The sequence below is a fragment of the Natronolimnohabitans innermongolicus JCM 12255 genome, assembly GCF_000337215.1.
GTDB classification, from domain to species: Archaea; Halobacteriota; Halobacteria; order Halobacteriales; family Natrialbaceae; genus Natronolimnohabitans; species Natronolimnohabitans innermongolicus.
On the sequence record NZ_AOHZ01000017.1, the window covers coordinates 31,571 to 56,144 of the forward strand.

The 24,574-nt window shown below is 62.7% G+C and carries 24 protein-coding genes and 1 tRNA gene; 7 read left to right on the top strand and 18 right to left on the bottom strand.

Annotated features, from left to right (window positions below):
• The 7 genes from C493_RS03520 to C493_RS03550 all read right to left on the bottom strand — a co-directional run bounded on the left by C493_RS03520 (window position 1) and on the right by C493_RS03550 (window position 8,671).
• Window positions 1–762: a type IV pilus modification PilV family protein gene (locus C493_RS03520; protein ID WP_007258026.1), complete on the bottom strand. Its 762-nt coding sequence runs from the start codon at window positions 760–762 to the stop codon at window positions 1–3.
• Window positions 762–1,262, bottom strand: coding sequence for a DUF7266 family protein (locus C493_RS03525; RefSeq protein WP_007258027.1), 501 nt, complete (start codon window positions 1,260–1,262; stop codon window positions 762–764). Before C493_RS03525 ends, C493_RS03520 begins: the two co-directional genes overlap by 1 nt.
• Entirely contained in the window at window positions 1,259–1,735 is a 477-nt protein-coding gene (locus C493_RS03530; RefSeq protein WP_007258028.1) for a hypothetical protein, read from the bottom strand. Before C493_RS03530 ends, C493_RS03525 begins: the two co-directional genes overlap by 4 nt.
• The gene (locus C493_RS03535) at window positions 1,729–2,388 is read right to left on the bottom strand and encodes a DUF7288 family protein (protein ID WP_007258029.1); all 660 of its coding nucleotides are present in this window, start codon (window positions 2,386–2,388) and stop codon (window positions 1,729–1,731) included. Before C493_RS03535 ends, C493_RS03530 begins: the two co-directional genes overlap by 7 nt.
• Window positions 2,389–2,392: 4 nt before the next feature.
• A complete protein-coding gene (locus C493_RS03540; protein WP_007258030.1) occupies window positions 2,393–2,893 on the bottom strand; it encodes a DUF7287 family protein in 501 nt (166 codons plus the stop codon).
• Between the two features lie 73 nt (window positions 2,894–2,966).
• Window positions 2,967–5,039 carry a type II secretion system F family protein gene (locus C493_RS03545; protein ID WP_007258031.1) on the bottom strand — a complete coding sequence of 691 codons (2,073 nt, stop codon included), beginning with the start codon at window positions 5,037–5,039 and terminating at the stop codon, window positions 2,967–2,969.
• Window positions 5,036–8,671 carry an ATPase, T2SS/T4P/T4SS family gene (locus tag C493_RS03550; RefSeq protein WP_007258032.1) on the bottom strand — a complete coding sequence of 1,212 codons (3,636 nt, stop codon included), beginning with the start codon at window positions 8,669–8,671 and terminating at the stop codon, window positions 5,036–5,038. Before C493_RS03550 ends, C493_RS03545 begins: the two co-directional genes overlap by 4 nt.
• Window positions 8,672–9,008: 337 nt before the next feature.
• Between C493_RS03550 and C493_RS03555 the strand changes: the two genes are divergently transcribed.
• Both C493_RS03555 and C493_RS03560 read left to right on the top strand, forming a co-directional pair.
• Window positions 9,009–9,776, top strand: coding sequence for an SDR family NAD(P)-dependent oxidoreductase (locus C493_RS03555; RefSeq protein WP_007258033.1), 768 nt, complete (start codon window positions 9,009–9,011; stop codon window positions 9,774–9,776).
• Between the two features lie 186 nt (window positions 9,777–9,962).
• Window positions 9,963–11,204, top strand: a complete 1,242-nt coding sequence (locus C493_RS03560; RefSeq protein ID WP_007258034.1) for an acyl-CoA dehydrogenase family protein — start codon at window positions 9,963–9,965, stop codon at window positions 11,202–11,204.
• Window positions 11,205–11,678: 474 nt separating this feature from the next.
• Here C493_RS03560 and C493_RS03565 read toward each other — a convergent pair.
• Together C493_RS03565 and tatA are read right to left on the bottom strand one after the other, a co-directional pair.
• Window positions 11,679–11,751, bottom strand: a tRNA-Arg gene (locus C493_RS03565).
• Window positions 11,752–11,767: 16 nt separating this feature from the next.
• On the bottom strand, window positions 11,768–12,073 hold the full coding sequence (gene tatA, locus C493_RS03570) for a twin-arginine translocase TatA/TatE family subunit (RefSeq protein ID WP_007258035.1): 306 nt from the start codon (window positions 12,071–12,073) through the stop codon (window positions 11,768–11,770).
• A gap of 258 nt (window positions 12,074–12,331) precedes the next feature.
• Between tatA and C493_RS03575 the strand changes: the two genes are divergently transcribed.
• From C493_RS03575 to C493_RS03585, 3 genes are all read left to right on the top strand, one after another.
• Window positions 12,332–12,811 (top strand): redoxin domain-containing protein, encoded by a 480-nt coding sequence (locus C493_RS03575; RefSeq protein ID WP_007258036.1) that lies wholly within the window; start codon window positions 12,332–12,334, stop codon window positions 12,809–12,811.
• A 123-nt stretch (window positions 12,812–12,934) separates the two neighbouring features.
• Complete coding sequence (locus tag C493_RS03580) at window positions 12,935–13,750, top strand: HD domain-containing protein (protein ID WP_007258037.1); 816 nt, start codon at window positions 12,935–12,937, stop codon at window positions 13,748–13,750.
• Between the two features lie 117 nt (window positions 13,751–13,867).
• Window positions 13,868–14,953: a PAS domain-containing sensor histidine kinase gene (locus C493_RS03585; RefSeq protein ID WP_007258038.1), complete on the top strand. Its 1,086-nt coding sequence runs from the start codon at window positions 13,868–13,870 to the stop codon at window positions 14,951–14,953.
• A gap of 170 nt (window positions 14,954–15,123) precedes the next feature.
• Here C493_RS03585 and C493_RS03590 read toward each other — a convergent pair whose 3' ends face one another.
• On the bottom strand, window positions 15,124–15,348 hold the full coding sequence (locus C493_RS03590; RefSeq protein WP_007258039.1) for a MarR family transcriptional regulator: 225 nt from the start codon (window positions 15,346–15,348) through the stop codon (window positions 15,124–15,126).
• Window positions 15,349–15,490: 142 nt separating this feature from the next.
• On the opposite strand from C493_RS03590, the gene C493_RS03595 reads away from it, so the two are divergent.
• Window positions 15,491–15,685 carry a XapX domain-containing protein gene (locus C493_RS03595; RefSeq protein WP_007258040.1) on the top strand — a complete coding sequence of 65 codons (195 nt, stop codon included), beginning with the start codon at window positions 15,491–15,493 and terminating at the stop codon, window positions 15,683–15,685.
• 46 nt (window positions 15,686–15,731) lie between these two features.
• Here the strand turns inward: C493_RS03595 and C493_RS03600 are convergent, their stop codons facing one another.
• The 7 genes from C493_RS03600 to C493_RS03630 form a co-directional block, all read right to left on the bottom strand.
• The gene (locus tag C493_RS03600) at window positions 15,732–17,036 is read right to left on the bottom strand and encodes a 5'-deoxyadenosine deaminase (RefSeq protein WP_007258041.1); all 1,305 of its coding nucleotides are present in this window, start codon (window positions 17,034–17,036) and stop codon (window positions 15,732–15,734) included.
• A gap of 86 nt (window positions 17,037–17,122) precedes the next feature.
• Entirely contained in the window at window positions 17,123–17,311 is a 189-nt protein-coding gene (locus tag C493_RS03605) for a hypothetical protein (RefSeq protein ID WP_007258042.1), read from the bottom strand.
• 106 nt (window positions 17,312–17,417) lie between these two features.
• On the bottom strand, window positions 17,418–19,256 hold the full coding sequence (locus tag C493_RS03610) for an FAD-binding protein (protein ID WP_007258043.1): 1,839 nt from the start codon (window positions 19,254–19,256) through the stop codon (window positions 17,418–17,420).
• Between the two features lies 1 nt (window position 19,257).
• Window positions 19,258–20,139 carry a succinate dehydrogenase/fumarate reductase iron-sulfur subunit gene (locus C493_RS03615; protein WP_007258044.1) on the bottom strand — a complete coding sequence of 294 codons (882 nt, stop codon included), beginning with the start codon at window positions 20,137–20,139 and terminating at the stop codon, window positions 19,258–19,260.
• 1 nt (window position 20,140) lies between these two features.
• A complete protein-coding gene (locus C493_RS03620) occupies window positions 20,141–20,503 on the bottom strand; it encodes a succinate dehydrogenase subunit D (protein ID WP_007258045.1) in 363 nt (120 codons plus the stop codon).
• Complete coding sequence (gene sdhC / locus C493_RS03625; protein ID WP_007258046.1) at window positions 20,503–20,898, bottom strand: succinate dehydrogenase, cytochrome b556 subunit; 396 nt, start codon at window positions 20,896–20,898, stop codon at window positions 20,503–20,505. The genes C493_RS03620 and sdhC overlap by 1 nt, the downstream gene beginning before the upstream one ends.
• A gap of 180 nt (window positions 20,899–21,078) precedes the next feature.
• Window positions 21,079–22,224 carry a succinylglutamate desuccinylase/aspartoacylase family protein gene (locus tag C493_RS03630; protein ID WP_007258047.1) on the bottom strand — a complete coding sequence of 382 codons (1,146 nt, stop codon included), beginning with the start codon at window positions 22,222–22,224 and terminating at the stop codon, window positions 21,079–21,081.
• Window positions 22,225–22,419: 195 nt separating this feature from the next.
• Here C493_RS03630 and C493_RS03635 point away from each other — a divergent pair, with 195 nt between their 5' ends.
• On the top strand, window positions 22,420–23,169 hold the full coding sequence (locus C493_RS03635) for a GNAT family N-acetyltransferase (RefSeq protein WP_007258048.1): 750 nt from the start codon (window positions 22,420–22,422) through the stop codon (window positions 23,167–23,169).
• 87 nt (window positions 23,170–23,256) lie between these two features.
• Here the strand turns inward: C493_RS03635 and C493_RS03640 are convergent, their stop codons facing one another.
• Complete coding sequence (locus tag C493_RS03640; RefSeq protein ID WP_007258049.1) at window positions 23,257–24,573, bottom strand: cobyrinic acid a,c-diamide synthase; 1,317 nt, start codon at window positions 24,571–24,573, stop codon at window positions 23,257–23,259.
• Window position 24,574: the final 1 nt, after the last annotated feature.

The following is a 24,574-nucleotide window of genomic DNA, read 5'->3' on the forward strand; positions in this document are numbered from 1 at the left end:
TCAGAGCGTGACTTCGACGTCCACGACGGTCAGGACGAGGCGGTCGACATCGCTCTCTTCGCCGCAGGTCCATCCGTCATCGTCGCCGAGCATCGACTCCCACGCGACTCCGTACTCGTTGTCGTCATCAGTATCGGCAGTGATCGTCACTTCTCCCGGCTCGTCGTAGACGGTCGTGTCGTACTCCTCGACCGACATCGTTACACCAGTACCGGAACTGCTCTGGAAGGACCGCTCCTCGCCGGTGACGCTGACCAGCGAGACGACGGCTGTCGTTTCGCCCTCGCTACCGCGGTCCCGACAGGTGAACTGTGGCTCTCTGATGGGGACGCTTCCCGTATCGTCGGCGCGGATGAGAGCACCGCCTTCGTAGGCGACGATTTCGCCGTCGTCTTCGTACGCGAATTCACCGAGTTGGATCGGATCTGGATTCTCCGTATCGTCTAAGTCGACCGTGATCTCTGTCCCGCCGTCACCAGTCGTTATCGTTCCACCACGCAGCGTCAGCTCCCCGTAGCGTTCGTTGACGCCGTCGCTCCGCATCACGTCGTTGAAGTTGTCCGTCAGCGACTCCATCGCACGAACCGCGTTCGTCTGTTGCTCGTTCTCCTGGTAGCTGTTCATCGCGCCGAAGCCGGTTGTATAGAGGAAGCCGACGGAGCCGAGGATGATCGCGAAGATCAAGACGAACGCGACGACCTCGGAGATTCCGCGGGTACCGGGTCCGAGCGGCCTGTCTTCTACCGGGTCGTCTCGATTCATCATCGATCTGCCTCCCTGATACTAATAGCACCGTCTTCGAGGTACACCTCGATCACGCCGCCTTCAGCCGTCGCATCGGGGTCGATCCCTTCGTGTGTCTCGAATGGAACGTACACAGTCACGTCCTCGCCATCCGAGGCGAGCTCGAGACACGAGGTCGAGTCGTCGATCAGCGGCGCCTCGTCGTCCGAACAGGTCTCGTGTAACACGACTGTATACCCCGAATTCGTTATCGTTCGCGGGTGTTCGACCTCGAGTGAGACGTCGTCTGCGGTTTCGGAGCCGTTCGCGATCCGATCGACGTTATCGATCTCACCCGCCAGCCGTTCGCCGACGGTCTCGAGTGCGACCTCGGTCGATCGCTCCCGCTCGGAGTCGAGCATCGTTCCGCCGGTCATCAGGAGCATGGCGATGAGGACCGTCGTGATGCCGATCGTCAGGGAGTGTGTGAGCGCGACCGAGAGGCCGCGGTCGGTTTCGTGGTCGGGGGTTCGAATCACGCGGGACACCCCGGTTCGATCGTCAGCTCCCGATCGTAGTTGAGGTCGCTCGAGGTATACGATACGGAAACCGTGACGTTCTCAGTCCCTTCCTCAACGTATTCGATGTGTATGTCTTTTGGCGACGAGTGAGCCGTCGCGTTCCGGTAGTGTTCGGCGAACGAGGAGATATTTTGTTTAATTATCGTATTGTTGACGTCCCCCTCTTTGTCTTCGTGCTCATCCTCGAGTCGCTCCAGCAAACAGCCGATTCCCTGTTCGATCTCGAGTTCGGTCACCTCTGCGTCGCTCCCACTCTGTCCGGTATCGGCCGACGAGAGCGTCTCGGTGTAGAGGACGCCGTTGAAGACGACGACCACGCCGAGAATAATGAACGCGAGCGCGATCGCGCCGATGAGGATGACCTGACCGCGATCCGGTCGGCCCTCGCTCGAGCAGTCGGTCCGTCGGGTACGGGTTCTATCAGTTACCATACTGAAACGCGCACCTCCACGACGTTGTAGATCTCACTGCCACCCTCGGCCGGATCACCGGTCGCGGGCGGAATCGGATAGTCGTTGTCTCCATCTCCGTGAGCGTCTCGGAGCCGTTCTTCTTCGCCAGCGGTCAAGTTGTCTGACTCGTAAAGCGTCACGGTGTAACTCGCCGTCACCGCACCCGACTGCCCCTGCTTGACCAGCGGCCTGTCCACATCATGGACGAACTCCCCGCTCTCGTTCTGATAGATCAGTTCGACGTTGTAGCTCAGTCCGCGCTCGGAATACCGTTCGTACAGTATCTCACCGAGTGCGAACTGTTCGGTGAACTCGCTGTCGTTCGCTACCTCGTAGTGGTACTCGTCGGCACCGACTCCGCCGTGGAACGTTCCTTCGGACTCGTTCCAGTACCGAACGAGCGTCGACAGATTTTCGCCTTCGTCTGCCGTCGCACCAAGAACGAGTGCATCCTGTGCTTCCTGCTCGAGTTGTGCCTGTACCGTCCGATCCGCGAGCCCACCGGTCGTCGGGGCGATCACGACCGACTGCATCGCAAACAGGATGGCCATGAGAACGATCATCGCCGAGACGAACCCCTCGAGGGTGTAGGCCTGTCCGCGGTCGGCGTCGGATTGTGTTTTGTCTCGCATAGTCTCACCAGGTCCTCACGACGAGTCGACACGTCGGTGCACAGTTCGGTGGATCGGTCTCCTCGAGCGCGCCGAGATCCGAAACGCGAACCAGCCGTGCCGAACTGGCCGCCGATTGATTCTCGTACACCGATCCAGCTTCCCACGCCGTCTGATTGGCCATCGTCGAGCCGTTCAGATACTCGAGTCGAACACTGACGCCGTCGCCAACCTCCCTATAGCCGAGTCGTTCGACGAGGGTATCGTCGTCGGCCTCGACGTAGGCGTCCTGAAAGAGCGTCCCGTCGATCGTGTTCGGCTCGTCGGACGCCGCGGAGAGATCCTCGACGGCACGGTCCGCGAGTCGATCGGCCTGTGCCGTCTCCGCGCCGGTGACCGACGAATCGTACGGCGTCAGAACCGTCGGCAGAAACGAGAAGACGAAGGCGATCGCCAGGATGAAAACGCCGATACCGATGGCGAAATCCTGCGTGGTCTGGCCGCGCTCGCGCAGCGAAATCGACACCGTCTGCGGGCGTCGAGTGCGGTCTGTCTCGCGGTTGCATTCGCCTCGAGTTCGTGTTCGCGTGCGGATCATGTTAGACGATCAGTGTCCAGCCGACGAGGGCGATCGTTGCGAGCGCGACCGAGTACTTCAGCCCGCTGAGGACGTCCGCGTCGCGGATGTAGCCACAGATGACCCCCGAGAGGATCGCCTGCATCGTCACGGCGTGGAAGAACAGCATCGACAGCATGTCGACCTGAATGTTCTCGCTCAGGTCCGCATCGGCGAGCGGCCCACCCATGCCCGCATCGACGTCCGATTCGGGGCTGCTCGACTCGAGGCCGGCCATCGTATCGATGAACTGGGTCTGCAGGATGCCGATCACCGCGAGGACGGTCATGAACGTCATGATGATGATCACGACCTGCATCCGCGTTCGGGACTTGCGCTCGCGCTCGATGTCGTCGTGGTTCTCGCTTGCGCGAGCCGCCGTCCGAAGGACGTCCGAAATCTGATTAGAGGCTTCCTGTGCCTCGGTGATCAGTCGGGTCGTACGAGCCAGTCTCGGGATGTGGTACTTGTTGTTAAACTCGATGAGCGCCTGCTTGAGACTCGTTCCGTACTTGACCTTGGTGTGCATGACCTCGAACTCGCGAGCCAGTTTCCCGTTGGTCGTCTCGGCGACCGATTGGAACGACTCGAGGAGGGTCAGCCCCGTTTCGTTCGAACTCGAGAGCTTTCGCAGGTCCTCCGAGAGCTGGCTAACGACGGTGTTGCGGTGTCGAACGTTCCACTCACGGAAGACGGCGAGCGGAATCGCGATCACGTACAGGGGGACGTAGATGTAGATGAACGTTCCCCAGATGGTGTTCTCGACGAGGCCGTCCCAGCTCGTGGGTGCCGAGCCGTTCATCATCGCCGTGGCGACGATCACGAGCGACGCGGGAACGGTGAGCGCGAGCGTGAAAAGCGGATTATCGCGGAAGAAAATGTGCGGTCGCTTCAGGACTTCCATCGTCTCGTAGGTTCCCTCGCGGTTCTTGACGCGATCGAAGACACTGTGATCGCCCGTGAAGTTCTCGACGAGTCCGAGATCGAGCAGTCCGCGATCATGCTGTGTCTCGACTCGTTCGTCGCCGGTCCCCATCGTGAGGTAGCCGTCACCGGGCTCGTCGTGTTTGACGGTCGAAACCATCACGAGGAAGGCGAGCCCGATCAGCGGAATCAGCGCGTAGACGGTCATATAGAGCATCATATCCGAGACCTCCGCCTGCGGGATCATCTGCATCACGACCATAATGATGATCAACAGCAGGGGGAACAGCGACAGCGTCATATACATCTCGCCGAAGAGTTCGAGGGTTTCCAGCGTGAGTTCCTGTTCCTGCTTGGCCGTCCGCATGTGCTTTTCTTTCTTGTCCTCGAGGAAGCTCTCCATGTCGCCGCCGCTGTTGACGATCGAGAGCATGTCGGTCAGAAACTGCGAGAGTTCGTCACTCGGCGTCTCGAGAGCCTGTTTCCGGATCGCGGTCCGGTAGTCGACGTCGAAGTACTCGGTCTCTTTGACGATGCTCTGGAACTCCTTTGCGACCTCGCCGTAGGTGTCGTCGGCCTCGGCCATCGCCTCGATGATCTCGAGTTGGTTCAGGCCGCCGACCGACAGCGCGTACATGAACGAGACGGAGTCGGTCAGGAGCATGTTGATCTCGCGTTTGCGGGCCGACGCGCGCGAGTAGGGGATCGCGACCAGCGACCCGAAGCCGATCGCAAAGCCGATCGAACCGAAGATGAGTCCGGTCACGAAGACGAGCGCCGGCACGCGAGTCATCTCGATGAACTCGAGTACCGACTGATTGCTCACCGGGAAGCCGATAATCTCCTCGACCTGAACGAGCCCGGTCGCGAACAGCCCGTAACCGAGCAGCAGGCCGAGCAACCAGAGCGCCAGCCCGCTGATGAAGCCGATACCCAGTGCTCGAGAGAGATAGAGTTCGACCGTATCGGTCATTCGGGCCTGAGCGAGCTTCGTCTCGACGTCGCCGACGAACTCGCTGTCCTCGCTGAACAGTCGGTCGTACAGCGGGTAGAAACTCTCTCCGAGGACGTCCGATCCGCCGCCGGAGAGGCCGCCGGAGCCGCCGCCGCTGCTATCGGTCTGAAGGCTCATGCGTCACCGTCCTCGTTGTGATCGTCTGGTTCGTCGTCGTGTTCGTCGCGTTCGGCGACGTCGGGATCACTGTCGGCCGCAGGATCCGACTGCGTGAAGATCGAATCGTCCCCGTTGGGAGATTCGGCGGCATCGAACAGCGAGCCATCGTCGTCTCCGTCTCCGCCCTCGTCCCCGTCCCTGTCCTCGTCGTCTGAGAAGATCGATCCCGAATCGGATCCGAAAATCGAGTCCGAGCCGTCGGATTGCTGGTCGTGGTCTGTTGCGGTTGGTTCGGTCTGATCCGACGCTGTAGCCTCTGATCGCTGTTCGCCATCGGCTGTCGCCGGCTCGAACTGGTCGCTGAAGTCGCCGACGACGTCTTCGGCGGCGTCCGGATCGAAGATCGATTCGAACTCCTCGTCCGAAACCACGGACTCGCTATTAGAACGGTTCGCCGCCGACGAGTCGGCGTTCCCGTCCATCGCGTTCGTCCCGGCTCGGTCGTCGAGTTCGTCGATCGTATCGACGATATCGTCGAAGAGTCCGCCGAGGGACGATTCGTCAGCAGTATCCGCGGACGCATTCGTCGTTTCTGTGGTTTCTGCCGCGTCGGTCACCGGTTCCAGCGTCTCCGACTCGTCGGCCGTCGGTGCCGGCGGTCCACTAACGCCATCGCTCGAGTCGGCCGCGTCAGTAGCTTCGGCCGCTTCCGCGGATTCTAACTGCGCAGCGGGCTCGGTCGCCATGTCGAAGCCGTCCGCTGTCGGTGCGTCAGGGCTGTCGTCGGTGTCGGTGGAGGCGGTCGATTCCGCTTCGGCTGCAGCCGTCGTCCCCTCCGCGGTCGCGGTGTCCGGTTCGTCGTCCGAGCCGACGTCGAAGCCGCTATCATCACTGAGCCAGGCCGGTTCGCTGTCTCCGGCTTCGTCTCCGCTGTCGGAGCCGACGCCGAAGTCGGTGGCGTCGTTGCCGAGTTCCCAGTCGTCGCTGGTTGCCGACTCGTCGATGCTCCCGCCGAACTCGAACTCTTCGGCGGCTGCGGAATCGACTTCGACCGTCTCCTCGCGGTCGACGTCACCGAGCGCACTCGCGAGTCCGCTGGGAACGTTCCCGCGGTACTCCTCGAACAGCGACTCCTCGGCGCGCTCTAAGATGTCCATCGAGAGGTTGTACGTCTCGTTGGTCGCCTCGGGTCGCGGAACGAGCTCTTCTTTCTCCTGATCGACGTCGATCAGGACGCTTTCCATCTCGCGGAGGTCCTCGAGGCTATCCTCGAGTTGGCCGTTGGCGATCAGCGTCAGAATCGTATCGGGGTCGTTGATGAACGCCTGTGCGGTCGCGGCGACCTCCGCGTACGTGTTCAGCTCGTTTTTGATGAGGTACGCGAGGATGACTTCCCGCTTGAACAGTTCCGCTTCGAGTTTCTCGTCGCTCCAGCCGCGGTCGAACTGGATCTCCGCCAAGGTGTTCGAGTCCCCCATCTTGAGGTACTCGTCGGTCTCGGCCTGCCACTGGTAGACGTCCTGGACGTTGATCTCGTCGTGTTCGGCCTCGTAGTGGTTGATCTCCGTGAGGGATTTGTTCCGGCGGACCTTCCGACCCTGCACGCGCGTCTGGGTCTGGATGGAGACCAGATCCAGCGCGGTGAACATCGTCTTCGAGACGTTGATCGGAGCGGTCGTAAACCGCTTGAGCACCTCGTCGACGGAGTCGGCGTGGAACGTTGTGTACGTGGTGTGGCCCGTCGACATGACCTGAAACAGCGTTCGCCCCTCTTCACCGCGGATCTCACCCATCACGATGTAGTCCGGGCGCTGGCGGAGCGCGGCCTCGAGCAGGTCGAACTCGTCGACGTCGCCCTGCTCGTCGTCGGCGAACGACGGCCGCGTCACGGAGGCGATCCAGTTTCGCTGGGGCAGTTCGACCTCCCGGGTGTCCTCGATGGAGACGATCTTCGCGTTCGAGGGGATAAACAGCGAGACGGCGTTGAGCGAGGTCGTCTTCCCCGACGCCGTCCCGCCGGCGAAGATCAGGCTCTTGTGGTTCTCGATACAGAGCCAGAGAAACGCCATCTCGTCCAGACTGAAGGTGTTCCAGTTGATGAGGTCGATCGGCGTGAAGGGGACGTCCTTGAACTGACGAATCGTGTAGTTGGTCCCGTGGTCCGAGACCTCCTGGCCCAGGGTAAGCTGTGCGCGAGAGCCGTCGGGGAGCGTCGCGTCGACCTGCGGGAGGCGTTTGCTGATCCCCTTTCCGGAGCGCTGGGCGAGTTTGACGACGAAGTCGTCGAGTTCGTCCTCGCCGTGGTAGACGTTCGAGATGATCTGTTCGTACTCCGAGTGGTAGACGAAGACGGGCGAGTTGTAGCCGTCACAGGAGATGTCCTCGACGTTGATGTCGTGTTTGATCCCGTCGATGCGCTCGTAGCCGATGAAGTTGCGCTTGAGCAGGTAGAGCAGCTTCTCGACCTGATACTCGCTTAGCGTGTCCGGGTCGTCCTCGAGGATCGCGGGCTCCGGCCTGACGGAGATTCCCTCGAGTTGGCTCGGACCCGACTTCTCGTCGTCCGTTTCGTCATCGTCGAGCAAGTTCCGGACGGTCTCGAGAAGTCCCTCTTTCGTACTTCCCGAGTGCTTCTCGAAGAGGTCGTACCGCTTGAGCAACTGGCGCGTCTCGTCTTCGATAACCGTCCGTCGTCCGTCCTCGGTCGATTGCTCTTTGATCCCCTCGTCGGAGTATTTGATCGCCGTTCTGAGTTTGCCCGAGAGAAACTCCTGTAGCTCCGTCTCGATCTCGTTGAGGTAGGGTTCGACCAGGTAGTACTTCTTCTCGTTTTCCTTCTCGGAGTGGAAGATGACGACGTAGGCGTAGGGTTTGTGTACCCAGTAGCGTTCGACCTCCCGAAAGTGGGTCTTCTTGTCCATCGGGACGGCCTTTTCCAGGTCGTACCGGTTCGAGACGGTGGTGTTTCCTGCTGCCGTCGAGAAGAACTCGTCTTCCTCGATATCGTCCTGGACGTTGACCGTCCGTTCCTCGACGAGGTCGGCGAGTTCCATCGCGGCTTCGTCGGCGGCGAACAGGCGCTGTTCTATGGTCTCCGGATCGAAACCAAGCGCCTCCGCTTCGTCGTGGTGGACGACATCGCCGTTCTCGTCACGCGGCCGGGAGCCGTCGTCATCGTAGTAGTACTCCCACTTGTAGTGTTCCCAGGTCCAGACGTCTTTGGTGACGGGTGTCGTCTCCGGGTCCGCGTACTCACAGAAAATTTCCCAGAGTTCGTCTGCGTTGTCGCCGGCCGTCGGAACGACCGTGCGCGGGATGTTGTCCGGGTGGTAGCCGAGATACGATTCGGGGGCGAACTCGACCTGCGCCCAGTCGTCGCCGCGTGGAACCGTGTGTTCAGGTGCTTCGTCGGTGTCGAGGCCGAGCTGGTCGTCCGCGGCCACGTCGGGTTCTTCGGGATACAGCACCGAAACCTCGTCGCTGTACCCGTATTCGTCCATAAAATCCTCCCACGTATATTCACCGACGCGGGCACGACTCGAGTCCGGCCCACTTGCCTCGTGAGATTCGTTGTCCGCCGACTCGGTCTCGGATGCCTCCCCGTCAGAAAAGTCCCCGGCATCCGATCGGTCGGCCTCGTCAATAGCCATTGACTTCACCCAAACTCTCATCCTTCAAAAAATTCATCCATACATTACCACTTCTGATAATCCCGAGTACAGTGGGAAATACACGATGTCTCCGTAAACGTCGAAATTTGCTCGGCGTTCTATCCATATTGCTGTCACCTTCGTCTGCACCCATCCTTTCAGAGTAATACTATTTATATCATCGCACGAGGCTGCCGTGGGAACGAAAGACGTTACGCGGCGGTCGCTGGGTGCTCGTCGAGTGAACGACTGGCGGGCAACACCTATACGATCGGCGAAAGTAGCAGTCTACCGATGCACGGTACCGCTGTGTCAGCAGGTATGGAAGGTGGTAGACGTGAGTGATCGATTCGACCTCGAGGGACGCGTCGCGATCGTCACCGGCGGCGGTCGCGGTATCGGGCGAGCGATCGCGGTCGAACTCGCCAGCGCCGGCGCGGCGGTCGTTCCGTCGGCTCGCTCGAGCGACGAGATCGAAGCTGTCGCCGGCGAGATCGAGCGCGAGGGCGGCGACGCCCTCGCCGTCGCGGCGGACGTCACCGATCCGGAGGCAGTCGCCGACGTCGTCGACCGGGCGGCCGACGCCTTCGGCGGCGTCGACGTCGTCGTCAACAACGCCGGGTTCAACCCCGACGACGCGCTCGGCCGGCCGGAAGACGTCTCGACCGAGGGCCTCGACCGCGTCCTCGACGTCAACCTGAACGGCGCCTACGAGGTGACTCGCACTGCGGCGTCCCACCTCCACGAGAACGGCGGCGGCTCGGTGATCAATGTCGCGAGCGTCGGCGGGCTGGTCGGCCTCCCGCGCCAGCATCCCTACGTCGCCTCGAAACACGGCCTCGTCGGGCTCACGAAGAGCATGTCGCTTGACTGGGCGCCCGAGGTCAGGGTCAACGCCGTCGCCCCCGGCTACGTTTCGACGGAGCTGACCACGGACCTCGAGGCCGACGACCGACTCCGGCAGTCGATCGTCGATCGCACGCCGCTGGATCGATTCGCCGAGCCGGAGGAGATCGCCGGCCCAGTCGTCTTTCTCGCAAGCGACGCCGCGAGTTACGTAACCGGCACGTGTCTCGCGGTCGACGGCGGCTGGACCGCTCGGTAGCCGGCGGGCGATTCTCTCGACCGCGTCGCCGTCTTTTCGTTTCCATCGGTAGGATTACGATCGTTTTCCCCGCTCGGTGGAAGCAAACACCGAAACTACGACTACAGGCGCAAATAGCTTTGGGAGAGTTCCACACCCACGGGAGTTCCCACTCACCCCTAACGTCGTTCCGATTCGACGAGTCACATGGACTACGCTGACTCCGACCGAGCGCGGGAACTCGCCGACCGTGCCAACCGACTGATGGAAGAGGTCGTCCTCCCGATCGAACGAGAGCGCCCGGGGGGAATGGCCGTCTCGAGTGGCACCGTCGCCGAACTCCGCGAAGCCGCCCGCGAGTACGACATTTACGCGCCCCAGATCTCCGAGGAGTACGGCGGGATGGGCGTTGACTTCCGCGACGCGTTGCCGGTCTTCGAGGAGGCCGGCCGCAGTCAACTCGGCGCCACCGCCATGCGCGTCGACGCACCCGACGAGGGTAACATGCACCTGCTCGAACTCGTCGGCGACGACCTGCAAAAAGAGACGTATCTCGAGCCCCTCGTCGAGGGCGAGATCGCTTCGGGCTTTTCGATGACCGAACCGCTGCAAGGGGCGGGATCGGATCCGAAGATGATCCAGACGACCGCGGAACGGGACGGCGACGAGTGGGTCATCGACGGCCACAAGTGGTGGACCTCGAACGGAATCGAGGCCGACGTCCTGATCGTCCTCGCGCGGACCGACCAGGATGCCCATCCCTACAACGGCTGTTCGCTCTTTCTCGTGCCGGCCGACGCCGACGGCGTCGACGTCGTCCGCGACGTGCCACACATGGGCGGCGGTCTTCGCGGTTCGTCCCACGCCGAGATCCGCTACGAGAACGTTCGCGTCCCCGAGGAACACCTGCTGGGCAAACTGAACCAGGGCTTTACCCACGCCCAGGAACGGCTCGGCCCCGCCCGGCTGACCCACTGCATGCGGTTTTCGGGAATGGCTCAGCGTGCGCTCGAGATCGCGAAAGCCTACACCGACGAGCGCGAAGGATTCGGCTCGACACTTTCGGAAAAGCAGTCGCTCCGGTACGAAATCGCCGACGCCGAGACGCGACTCCACGTGGCTCGGACTGCCATCCGTGATGCCGCCGACCGGATCGCCGCCGGTGAGGAAGCCCGAGTTCCCGTCTCCATGTGTAAGGTCTTTACCGCCAACGCCACGCAGGAGGCTATCGACCTCGCCGTCCAGTGTTGCGGGGCAAACGGCATCGGGAAGGACCTCCCGCTGGCGGACTTCTACGAATCCGTCCGCCAGTTCCGGATCGTCGACGGCGCCGACGAGGTTCACCGCCGCGTCATCGCCCGTGACGCCTTCGACGACGTAAACGAGGCGGAACTCGAGCCCCTGACCCGCTTCGGCGCGCCGAACACGCGCGGCGGGCGCGGCCACTGACAGTCACCGACCCACCAGCGACGACTCGCTCTTTCTCGATAGCAGGGGCGAACTCGAGAGATCATCTGATACTGTCGTGTGAGCGACTGTGACCGGTGTTCGTGGGGAGTAAGTGGGACTCGAGGAGAGGTTGACTGGTGGTTTCGATGGTACGGTCGGTTAATATGATAACTGAATGAATTACTCGATTCGAGTACAGGATTAATTAGTCGCTGTACCACTCGAGTCCGTGCGCTCGGCACGTCACTGCGCCGAAAGACGGGCGTGGCGTGATTCGAGCCACGGTCGTTTCGCGTCGCTACATTCCCTGATTCGAACCTCGGTCCCGTCGGGCCACTCACGTCCGTGCGCTCAGCGGTCTCTGGACCGAAAGACGGGCGTGGCGGGATTCGAACCACGGTCGTTTCGCGTCGCTTCACTCCCTGATTCGAATCCCGGGCCCGTCGGGCCACTTACGTCCGTTCGTGGCCACGACGGGCGTGGCGGGATTCGAACCCACGATCAGAAGGTTAGGAACCTCCTGCCCTCTCCGCTAGGCCACACGCCCTACCGAGGAAAATATCTTAGTTGGTTTCCGTTTCCGTGTCCGTTTCGGTCTCGTCTTCCTGCGTGACGGGCTCGGTGTCGACGAATTCGTCGTTATCCTCGTCGAATTCGTCCTCCTCGAAACCGCCATCACGCATCTCCTCGAGCTCCGTTTCGACCTTTTCACGCCCCTTCTGGAATTCGCCCATGGCCTCGCCGGTCGACCGGGCCAGCTTCGGGATCTTGTTGGCCCCGAACAGCAAAATGGCGATGAAAAGGATGATCAGTAGTTCCGGACCCCCGGGTGCGCCGGGGATGAACAGCGGTGCGATTTCGGCTACCATCTCTGTCCAATGCTTGGCCACTGGCAATTATAACCTTTTTGGACCACTTAGTAAAGCAAGGATCGGCGAAAGTCCGTTTGAGCCGGACTACTAAGCTAATTACGCACTATATCACATAATATTATCTCAACAAGTGAGAAATCAGCTCGTCGACTTCCCTCGAGGCGATCTGCGTGACGGAGCGTTACCGACCGATACGCTGTGGTGCAGGTTCCGGGAACGAAACTGTCTTTCCCGTATATGCGCAAGACCGGAGTGATGGTAGAAACTGGAGATACGGCACCCGATTTCACCGCACCGCTCGCAAACGGCGACGTCGACGAATTCTCGCTCTCGGACCACCTCGACGACGAGGCGCCGATCGTCCTCGCCTTTTTCCCGGGCGCGTTCACCAGCGTCTGCACGACCGAGATGTGTGCGTTCCAGGATCGTCTGAGTTCGTTCGACGACCTCGACGCCACCGTCTACGGCGTCAGCCGAGACTCCCCGTTCACGCTCAACGAGTTCCGCGCCCAGAACGACCTCGAGTTCGGACTCATCAGCGACTACAACAAGGAGCTCATCGACGACTACGACGTCGAGATGGACTTCGCCGACCTCGGCGTCTACGGCGTCGCCAAGCGCTCGGTGTTCGTCGTCGACGGTGACGGCGAGGTCACCTACGCGTGGGTCAGCGACGACCCGGGCGTCGAACCCGACTACGACGAGGTCGAGGCGGCCGTCGAAGACGCAGCCTGAAGCGACGACGCTTCCCACACCGTCGAATCGACCGTCGCGAGCGTTGCAGACCCACCGTTCCTGTATCCACCGCCGCGGCGCGGTCGGCGCAGGGCTTTTTTACGACGCAGTCGATACTCAGGTATGAGCGATTCTGCCGGCAACGACGCTGCACGTCGTGTCTACCGTCCTGATGCAGACCACCACTTTCCCGATGCGAAACTAAACCAGGTCCTCGAGTTCGTTACGACGGACGAGGAGATTCAGGCCTATCTCGAGGCCCAGAACATCAACGCGGTCGACCGCATGCGCTACAACGACCACGGCGCGAAACACATCGAGATCGTCCGGAACCGCGCGCTCTGTCTCTACGATCTGCTCAAAGCCGGCGACGTCGACTTTAACGGCGCGCGCCAGCAGGGACTCGAAGAGGCCGACGAAGCGGTCATCATCGCGCTGGCGGCGACGTTACACGACGTGGGCCACGTCGTCCACCGCGACGAACACGCCTACTACTCGATTCCCCTCGCCGCGGATATCCTCGACCGGGTTCTTCCGGAGTTCTACGGCGCCGCAGACGCCGTTCGCGTGAAAGGCGAGGTCCTTCACGCGATCCTCTGTCACCACCGTTCGGAGACGCCGCTGACCACCGAAGCCGGCGTCATCCGCGTCGCCGACGGTCTCGATATGGAGAGCGGTCGCTCGCGGATCCCTTACGAACACGGCGGCCGCGGCATCAACACGCTCTCGAGTCAGGCCATCGAGCGCGTCACCCTCCAGCAAGGCGAGAGCGTTCCCGTCATGGTCGAAATCGCCATGACCAACGCCGCCGGCGTCTACCAGGTCGACAACCTGCTCAAGGCCAAACTCGAGGGGTCGGGCCTCGAAGAACAGATCCGCATCGTCGCGGTCAACACCAACGAAAACCGCGAGCAGTTGGTCGAACGCATCGAACTCTAGTACCGGCTGCCACTCCGTTTCGGTACGGAGAGAAAACGTGTTGGTTACGGAGACCGCTTCGCCGTTTGCAACCAGAACGGGAACAACGTTATCACCGTTAGTCAACTGCACACAGTTATGACCGCCCGGGGGACAGAGGCACTCATTCCAGCGGCTGTAGACACACTCCCGATCAACTTTGCAATCCTCGATGACGAAGGGACAATCCTGTATACGAACCGCGCATGGCAGGAGTTCGGGGAGGAGAACGATATCGAACTTCGACCGGATACGATCGGAACCAACTACCTCACGATCACCAGACAGGCGGAAACAGAGGAGGCACAGACTGCTGCCGCCGGGTTATCCGAGATTTTAACAGGGGAACGAGACGTGTTCGAGTTCGAGTATCCGTGTCACACCCCAAACGAACAACGGTGGTTTCTCATGCGGGCAGCGTCGTTCACTACCGATGACCGGAAATACGTCGCTGTTGCCCATTTCGACATCACTGGCCGGTACGAGTATCAGCGCCAGTTAGAACGATCCAACGAGCGCCTTCAGCAGTTCGCCTACGTCGCCTCCCACGACCTTCAGGAGCCGTTACGGATGGTCACGAGCTACCTTCAACTGCTCGAGCGCCGCTATAGCGACGAACTCGACGACGACGCCGAAGAGTTCATCGAGTTCGCCGTCGACGGCGCCGAGCGGATGGAAGCCATGATCGAGGGGCTGCTTACCTACTCCAGAGTCGAAACACAGGGAGACTCCTTCGATTCGATCGACCTCGAAGCGGTGCTGGACGACGTTCTGACGGATCTCGGTATCCGGATCGACGAAACCGATGCTGAAATCACTGCTGACCCGCTGCCGACCGTCAGCGGTGACGCCAGCCAACTCCGCCAACTCTTCCAGAACCTGTTGGAAAACGCGCTCCAGTACAGCGGCGAGCAAAACCCTCGAGTGTCACTCTCTGCGACGCGTGACGGGGACGAGTGGATCGTTTCGGTCAGCGACGAGGGGATCGGGATCGATCACGACGATACGGACCGGGTCTTCGAGGTGTTTCAGCGACTTCATAGCCACGAGGAGTACGAAGGGACGGGAATCGGCCTCTCGCTCTGTCGACGGGTTGTCGAACGCCACGGTGGCGAGATCTGGGTCGACTCCGAGCCCGGCGAGGGATCGACGTTTTCGTTTACGCTTCCGGCAGCCGATACGTGACACCCTTTCTGCGGATTTTCCATGCGGTATTCGCGCTCCGTACTCAGCCCCTTCTGAGAACGGAGCCGCGCTGACGGTGACGTCGTCCTCGTCGTACGACGCGGCGTTCCCTCGTCATCGGCGGCGCGGATGCAAAAGAGCACAGCCGTCTTCGGACTCGTCGATGCCGCTCACCCGAGTTCGAAGCCGTCGGTCGTCCGCTCGAGGTAGCCGCGGTCGCGCAGCGTCCCGGTGATCGAGAGCACGGTTCCCTTCTTGACCCCGAGGTCCGCACAGAGCTCCTCGGCCGTCACGACGCCGTTGGCCGCGACGTAGAGGTAGACCAGCTTCGCTCGCGGCGACTCGAGGTCGTCCGGAACCGTTACAGTCGACTGTAATCCGCCGTCGGATTCCATACGCCACCTCTATGTTCGACGATATTAAAACTCCGTATCGTCAATCGTCGAAATAGTCGCCGTGAGGGGTTCTACCTGCGGATCAACGTCGCTTCGAACGGACTCAGAGCGCTTTTGGGTGTCGGGCGTCTCCACACTGCGCATGGACCTCCAACTGATCGTGCTGGGGCTGTTAACCGGCCTTCTCACGGGTGCGTTCTTCGCACTGTTCGACGTTCCCATTCCGGCTCCGCCCGAACTACCGGGGCTCATGGGAATCGTCGGTATCTACCTGGGCTATCGGCTGATCCAGTTTTGGGACATCAGCGTCGATGTGTTCGATTCTATCGGCTTCTGACGAGCGGGGTCTCGTCGGTCGTCGAAAACGGATTTGTCGTGTGGTATCAGGGCGCAACGTCGAGATCGGCGGCGAACTCCCGCGCTCGAGCGCGGATCTCCTCGGCGTCTGCGACGACGACCTCGCCGTCTCGTTGCAACACCTCGCCGTCGACCATCGTGAACCGCACGTCGTCGCCGTGGGCGGCGAAGACGAGATGCGAGAGCACGTCGTGGAGCGGCGTTGCGCGGGTGATATCGGTCTCGAGGCCGATGAGGTCCGCCTTCCAGCCCTCGCGTACGTTTCCGACTCGATCGAAGCCGGCGGCTCGAGCGCCGTTTACGGTCGCCATCTCGAAGACCGTCGGCGCGGGCAGCGCCTGGGGCTCGAGTCGATCGACCTTCTGCAGTAGACTCGCCTGCCGCATCTCCGTGAAGGGATCGAGCGTGTTGTTACACGGCGGGCCGTCGTTGCCGAGCGCGACGGTAATTCCGCGATCGAGGTAGTCGTGAACCGGCGCGACGCCGCTCGCGAGCTTCATGTTCGAGGAGGGGCAGTAGGTGACGTTCGTGCCGGTCTCGGCGAGGATCTCCCGCTCGGTCTCGTCGGTCCAGACGCAGTGGGCGAGGACGACGTCCTCGCCGGTCAACCCGACTTCGTTCAGCCAGTGGACGTTCCGTCGCCCCGTTTCTTCCTCGACCGTCTCGATCTCGTCGCGGTTCTCGCTGGCGTGAGTGTGGATCATCACGCTCTCGTAGGCGTCGGCGAGCTCTCGCGTCCCGCGGAGGCAGGCCTCCGTACAGCTAACGGCGAACCGCGGCGTCAGTGCGTACCTGATCCGGCCGCCCTCGACGCCGTGGTAGCGCCGGATCAGTCGCTCGCTCTCCGAGAGCGCGTCGTCGGTATCCTCGAGCAGGCCCGGCGGGGCCTCCTTGTCCATCATCACCTTTCCGAGTCGCCCCCTGATGCCGAGGTCGCGGGCCGCCTCGAAGGCCTCGTCGGCGTGGTGGACCGACAGGTGGTCGATGCAGGTCGTCGTCCCGCTCTCGATCATCTCGAGGTAGCCGAGTTCGGCAGCCGCTCGCATCTCCTCGGCCGACAGCGAGGCCTCCATCGGCAGGACGTAGTCGAACAGCCACTCGAGCAACGCGGTGTCGTCGGCGATGCCGCGACCCAGACTCTGGACCGAGTGGACGTGTGCGCCGACGGTTCCCGGCGCGAGGAGGTCGTACTCGTCGCGTTCGTGGTCTGGATACCGCTCGAGACACGTCGATCGGTCTCCCACGGCGACGATTCGGTCGTCCGCGACGACGACCGCACCGTCGTGGATGACGGTTTCGGCGTCGACGATGACCGTCCCCGATAGCAACATATCGATCCAGTAGCCGCCGTGTGCCCTTATCGCTGTGCATCCGCCGGCCGCCCGAACAGTAACTGCTCACGACGGCTTGCGACGGCTCACGACGATCCGATCGCGGCCGACGCCTTCGAGAGGCCGTACGCGAGCGTGATGATGATCGTGAAGGTAATGTAGCCCACGCCGAGTGGCAGGACGAGCAGCGGGAGCCACTCGTAGAAGAGGTATCCACCGACGGCGAGCAGCGGCACGAGAACGAGGTTTACTCGGACGAATCGAGCGATACCCATCTAGCCGAAGCCAGTGGGAGCGCGCATATAGCCCTGCTGGTGTCGGCTCGCGGTTGCGTTCGAGAACGTCGTTGCAAAAACGGGATCGCCGGCGAGTCGGCGGTCGTCAGTAACTGCGGACCTTCGGCTCGTAGGTCTTGTCCTGTCCCTCGAGGATGACGGGCCGGTAGAAGATCTTCGGCTCGCCGTCTTCCCAGGAGATGAGCGTGTGCTTGAGCCAGTTCTCGTCGTCGCGCACCTGGTTCTCCTGGCGCCAGTGGGCGCCGCGGAACTCGTTTCGCACGAGCGCGCCGAGCGCGATCGTCTCGGCGACGTCGATCAGGTTACGCGTCTCGATGGTCTGCTGGAGGTCGGTGTTGAACGTCCGCGACGGATCGTCGACGTAGACGTCCTGATACTCCTCGCGACACTCGCGGATGATCCGCAGCGCCTTCTTGATGCCCTCTTCGGTCCGGAAGACGTTGACGTAGTCGGTCATCGCGTTCTGGAGTTTCTGACGGATCTCGGCGTGCTGGACGCCGTCGTCTTTGTCCATCAGGGTGTCGACGCGCTCGCGGGTGCGTTCGACAGTCTGTTCCAGGACGCCCTCGGCGTCGGCGGCGACGCCGCCGTCCGCCGCGACGCCACCGGCGGTGTCGAGGCCGGCGTTGCCCGGTTGGACGGGAAGTTCGGTGTCGGTCTCGTCCTCGACGTCGTCGCCATAGCCGGTTCGGATCTCGGGTTCGCCGAGGTCGTCGCCGGCCGCGTGGCGACCGGCGCGCTTGCCGAAGACGATCAGTTCGGGCAGGGCGTTCCCGCCCAGGCGGTTGCCGCCGTGGACGGAGACACAGGCACACTCGCCGGCCGCGTAGAGACCGCTGATGTTGGTCTCGCCGTTCTCGTCGGTTTCGATGCCGCCCATCGCGTAGTGCTGGCCGGGCTTGACCGGCATCGGTTCGACGAGACCGTCGACGCCCTCGAAGTCCTCCGCGAGGTGAAGGATATTTTCGAGGCGGTCTATGATGCGCTCCTCGCCGAGGTGGCGCATGTCGAGGTGGACGTACTCGTCCTTGACGCCGCGGCCCTCGTTGACCTCGGTCAGTTCGGCCCGCGCGACGACGTCCCGGCTGGCGAGTTCGCCGGAGTTGTTCGCGTAGCCGTACTCGAACATGAAGCGCTCGCCCTCGTTGTTGTAGAGGATTCCGCCCTCGCCGCGGACCCCCTCGGAGATTAACACGCCCGTGGAGGGAAGGGAGGTTGGGTGGAACTGGATGAACTCCATGTCCTCGAGGGGCGCACCCGCACGATACGCCATCGCGTGGCCGTCGCCGGTACAGGAGACGGCGTTCGTGGTGTGGTCGAACGCCTGCCCGGGACCGCCGGTCGCGAGGACGACGCCGTCGTTCGCTTTGAAGCCCTCGACCTTGCCGGTCTGGACGTCGTAGGCGACGATGCCGTGGCACTCGCGGTCGTTCGGGTCGTCTTCGTCGGTGACGGCGAGGTCCATGACGTACCACTCGTCGTAGACCTGAATCCCGCGCTTGACGACCTGCTCGTACATCACGTGCAGCAGGTGGTGACCGGTCTCGGCGCCGGCATACGTGGTTCGCGGGTAGGAGAGGCCACCGAACGGACGCTGGGAGACGCGACCGTCGTCCTCGCGGGAGAAGGGCATCCCCCAGTGCTCGAGTCGGATGGTGTCCTCGGGGGCGTCCTGTGCGAGGGTCTCGACCGCCGGGGCGTCGCCCAGGTAGTCCGACCCTTTCATCGTGTCGTAGGCGTGGAGTTCCCAGTCGTCGCCCTCCTGGAGCGCGGCGTTGATGCCCCCTTCGGCTGCACCCGTGTGACTGCGAACCGGGTGGAGTTTCGAGACGAGTGCGACGTCTGCACCCGCCTCGTCCGCTGCGACCGCAGCACGGAGGCCGGCGCCGCCGGCGCCGACCACGATAACGTCGTGTTCGTACATATTACCAGAATTTCAGGTTCTTCTTGACTGCCTCCCGCTTGAGCTCCTGAATGTGCTCGGTGAGCGGAATGTCTTTCGGACACACCTCGGTACAGGAGAACTGGGTCTGGCAGCGCCAGACGCCGTGTTCCTGCTCGAGAATGCGGAGCCGGTGCTCCTTGACGTCTGCGGGTTCGCGGTTGTCCATCGCGAACCGGTAGGCCTTGTTGATCGCCGCCGGACCGAGGTACTCGTTGTCGCCGGCCGCGATGTTACACGAGGACATACACGCGCCACACCAGATACAGCGCGTGGACATCTTGACCTTCTCGCGGTTCTCGCGGCTCTGGCGTTGCTCCTCGAGGTCGCTCGCGTCGGGCGTCTCCTCGTTCTGGAAGTACGGCTCGACGGTGTGCATCTGGTCGTAGAAGTGGTCCATGTCGACGACCAGGTCCTTGACGACCTCCTGGTGGGGCAACGGCTCGATGCGGATCGGCTGGCTGAGGTCGGCGATCTGGGTCTTACAGCCCAGTCGCTGTTTGCCGTTGACGAAGAAGGCGTCCGATCCACAGACGGCCTGCCGACAGGAGTGTCGGAAGGTCAGCGACGAGTCGTAGGTGTCGCGTGCGTACATGACCGCGTCGAGAACGGTCATTCCCTTCTCGAAGGGAACGTGGAAGTCGTCGAACCGTGGCTCCTGTTTGCCCTCGACCTCGGGGTCGTAGCGGAACACCTTGATGAGAACCGACTCCTCCTCGAGTTCCGATTCGGGCGTCGTCTGCTGGTCGATGTCGCCGCCCTGTTTTTCCTTCTCGTCGACGGGCGACTCCGCGCCCCGCATCTCGGGGTCTTCCGGTGCTTCCTGGCTCTCCGGTTGCTCTGGTTCTTGCTGTTGCGTACTCATATTACCATCCCGCCATTTCGATTGCAACCCAGATACCCTGGGCGATGAGTCCGACGCTCGCGATAACAAGCACCGCGAGCACGACTTTCTTTTGCGTTCCCTCGAGTCCCTGGTTAATCAAGGCGTTGTAGACGCCGTTGACGCCGTGGAACGTCCCCGCGATGAGAAACAGGACCATCGTCAGGAAGTAGCCGACGTTCTCCATTCGCGCCTGCGTGCCGGCGAATGTGACGTCCGCAGCGTGGTTGACGAAGTGCAAGAGGAAGAAGTGGAACGCGAGCACGACGACGAGAAACGCCGCCGTGATACGCTGCAGTAGCCACGCGGTTCCGCCCGGCGCGAACGAGGAGTATCGTTCAGCCATTAGATCGTCACCCCGTCCATGAAGGTCGGCACGCTGGCCACGGCGATGATCCCCGTCAGGATCAGCGAGGCGTAGAAGCTCTTATCCTGCGCCTCGAGCCCGACACCGAGGTCGACCATCAGCAGACGCAGGCCGTTCAGGATGTGAAAGACCGCGACCGCGAGCAGGCCGACCTCGAGCACGCGGATAATAAACAGCGACTCGAGACCCTGAATGGTGTTAGTGTAGGCCTCGGGACCGGTTAACGCACTACTCAACACGGCGATGTGGGTAAACAGGTAGCCGATAAGCATCCACCCGGTGAACTTGTGGAAGATCCACGCCCACATGCCGGCCGAGAACTCCTTCCAGCGACCGAAGTCCTCGATGAGACCGCGATTGTAAGACTGACTCATACGCTCATGTGGACGGTTAGACCGCTGGGGTATAGAAGTTACTTTTATCTCTCCTGTTTCGTTTTTCGTGCACCATCGGAACGCGAGAAACCATTCGGTTTCGTCGGTGAATCCCGGATTCAGCTGCGCTGAGACGCGTCGAGAGTCCACTCTCCGACGGCGGAAATCGGCGAACCCGCGCTACTCGGTCTCGGATCGGTCGCCGTGTCGTTCGTCGTCACCGTCGTCATCGTCGTCCGCGCCCGTCGGTCGCAGTTCCGAGCGCGAGCGCTCGGTCGTTCGTTCGCGCTCGAGGGCGATCTGCGTGTCCGGCGAGAGGCCGACCAGATGGCAGAGGGGGTTGCCGGGGTAGACGACGGGGTTCTCGAGAACGCCGACGACGAGACCCGTAAAGGGGGCCTCGACGGTGACGATGTCGTCTTCTTCTTTGAACGGATTCGTGATCGTACAGATCACTTCGCCCTCGCGGACGAACTCGCCGCGGCCGTGTTTCATGTCGACGATGCCGCCGGCGTCGGCGCGGATCCAGGTCTTCTCGTCGTCGTCGTCGATGACGGTTCGCCAGCCGGGCCAGTGGACCGACGAGTCGGGGTGACAGCCGAACTCGGCGAGGACGCTGGCGACGCCGGTCAGCGCGCGATCGATCAGGCGCCGCTGGAAACGGTGTGCTTCCCCCATCTCGACGGTGATCGTCGGAACGCCAGCCTGCGTCGCCTCGCGTCGCAAGGTGCCGGAGGGGCCCTCGCCCGCGATGATGACGTTCGAGCTGAACGCCCTCGCCAGGCGATTGACCGTTCGGTTTTCCGTGTTGGCTCGAACGTGGAGCATGTTCGTCCGACCGCGCGTGGAGGTATGAAAGTCGATTCCCAGATCGCAGGGTTCGATGAAGTTCGTAAAGATACGGTGAGCCATTCGCCTGGCGCTGGTCGATCCTTCTCGGCCGGGAAACGAACGGTTCAGGTCCCGGTCGTAGATCGGCAGATACCGTTCCTGGGCGAGAAATCCGGGGACGTTCATCACCGGCAGGCAGACGAGCGTCCCGTGAAGCGCCGAGTGATCCCAGTCGTGGGCCACCTCGCGGACGACCTCGATTCCGTTGAGTTCGTCGCCGTGGGCCGCAGCGGAGAGGAACACGGTCGGTCCCGGATGCTCGCCGTTGACGACCGTCACCGGAACCCTAACCGGATCGCCGAGATAGGTCTCGCTGATTCCGTAGCGGATGTTGGCCGACTCGCCGGGATCGACCCGACCACCGTTGTACGTAAATGGCTCGGCCTCGCGGTCGGACGCACCGGTCTCGCGCGGTTCGTCCATGTCGTCGCTCATACTGCACTCTCCGCCGGCAGCAATGTGAATCTTCTCCCCTCGACGCCGTGAGGGCGTGGCGAGGCGTCACTCGACTCGAGCGCGCAGGCGCCGGTGTGGATTTTACGCCGAAACCCCTCGTTCCGTCGAACCGAAGACGGGGAAAAACTCACCCCGTGGGCATACGTTTTGTAGGAAGACGTGGTAATGCCGGGCATGGAGATTCGTGAAGCCACCGACGACGACGTCGAGACGATTCGGTCGATCGCCCAGCGCTCGCTCGAGTCGACGTATACGGACTTTCTCGACCAGGAGACGGTCGACGACGCGATCGAGCAGTGGTACGGCGACGCGTTTGGCGACGACCTCGCGGACAAGCACTCGCTGATCTTGCTCCTCGAGCGCGACGGCGAAGTCGTCGGCTTCTCTCAGAGCGATCTGGTCGGACAGCGCCACGGAACCGGGCGAATCCTCTGGCTCCATATCGATCCCGACCACCGCGGGGGCGGCATCGGTGTTCGCCTGCTCGTTCGGACCCGTGAACAGCTCCTCGAGAAGGGCGCCGACGACATTCAGGCGTTCGTCCTCGCGGACAACGAGGGCGGCAACGAGTTCTACGCCCAGAACGGCTTCGAACAGGCCGGCCAACGCGAGGTCGAGATCGGCGAGGAGACGTTCACGGAGAACGTCTACGCGGAAGGAGCGATCGACGAGGAGGGCTGGGGCACCGTCGACGAACTCGAGGTCGACGGCGAAACTGTCTTCGTGAGCTACGGCGAGGCGGCTCGGGGCGCCAAATCGCCGTTCTACCGCGCCTACGAGACTGAGGACCGCGAGGAGCTGTACGGCTGGTTCTGTGGCAACTGCGACTCCATGGACAACAGTATGGACACGATGGGCCGCATCGAGTGCAACAACTGTGGAAACCGGCGGAAAGCGACGCGCTGGGACGCCTCGTATCTGTAAGGCTGGTGGCCGGGTAGCGCCGTTTTCGCTCGAGTCGTCGTCTCCGGTTTGCACCCACCTCTCGTTTGCTTTTGTCGCCCGTTGGCTTCAGTTCTCGAGTCGATCGACGAACCGATCGAACGCGCCGCTCTCGGGGTGAACGTGGGCGTAGGTCCCCATCGACTCGTACTCGACCAGCCCGTCGTGGTCGCCGTCGATCCCGTCGCCGCGGACGGTCTCGAAAGCGAAGCGGGCGTCACCGTCGACGTCGGCACTCGAGTAGTGGAACTCGTGGCCGCGGATCGTCTCGCCGGCGGTCGCGGTCAGCGTTCCGTCCGTCGCCTCGAGTTCGACGTGATCGAGCGCCCGATAACGGTCGTGCATCTCGACGTCGGCGGGCAGGATCCCGGCCATCTCGTGGCGCTCGCCCTCGGCGGTCGTCAGCGACTGACTCATCGCCATCAGCCCGCCGCACTCGCCGAGAACGGGACGCCCGTCGCTGGCCAACGCGCCGAGTTCCGCGAGCGTCCCCGCCGCCTCGAGTTCGGCGGCGTGGAGTTCGGGGTAGCCGCCGGGCAGGTAGACGCCGTCGCAGTCGGGTACGGGATCGCCGGCGACCGGCGAGAACGTGACCAGTTCGGCCCGGTCCCCGAACCGCTCGAGCGTCGCGGGATAGCGAAAGCAGAAGGCGGCGTCGTCGGCGACGGCGACCGTCGTCGCCGCGGAACCGGTCGACGCGACGGTGTCGGTGGACTCGTCGGGCGCAGGGGGGTCGCTCGCCACCGCGGCCAGCCGCTCGGCCTCGAGCGATTCCGCGGCCTCTCGCAGCGCGTCGGTCGGAACCGCGGCCTCGTCACCCATCTCGAGTCCGAGGTGGCGGTCGGGGATCTCGAGGGCCGGATTCCGCGGGATGCGTCCGAAGAACTCGAGGTCGTCGGGCAAGGCGTCGCGGATGCCCTGCTCGTGGCGACCGCCGTGGGCGCGCTGGGCGACGATTCCGGCGACCTCGATATCGCGGCCGATCGTCTCGGCGTAGCGCTGAAAGCCAAGCGCCGTCGCCGCGACGCTCTCCATGCCCGCCTTCGCGTCGACGACGAGGACGACCGGAACGTCGAGGGCCTCGGCGACCATCGCCGTACTCGAGCCGTCACCGTCGTACAGCCCCATGACCCCCTCGACGACGCAGACGTCCCCCTCGCCGCGGTGATAGTTTCGCCTGAGTCCGTCCGCGCCACAGAGCCACAGATCAAGCGTCCGGGACGGGCGGCCCGCGACCGCCTCGTGGTGGCTCGGATCGATGAAATCCGGGCCAGCTTTGGCGGGCTGGACCGAATAGCCGGCGTCCTCGAGCGCCCGAATGATCGACAGCGTCGCGACCGTCTTCCCGACGCCGGAGCTGACGCCGCCGAGAACGAATCCGTTCATT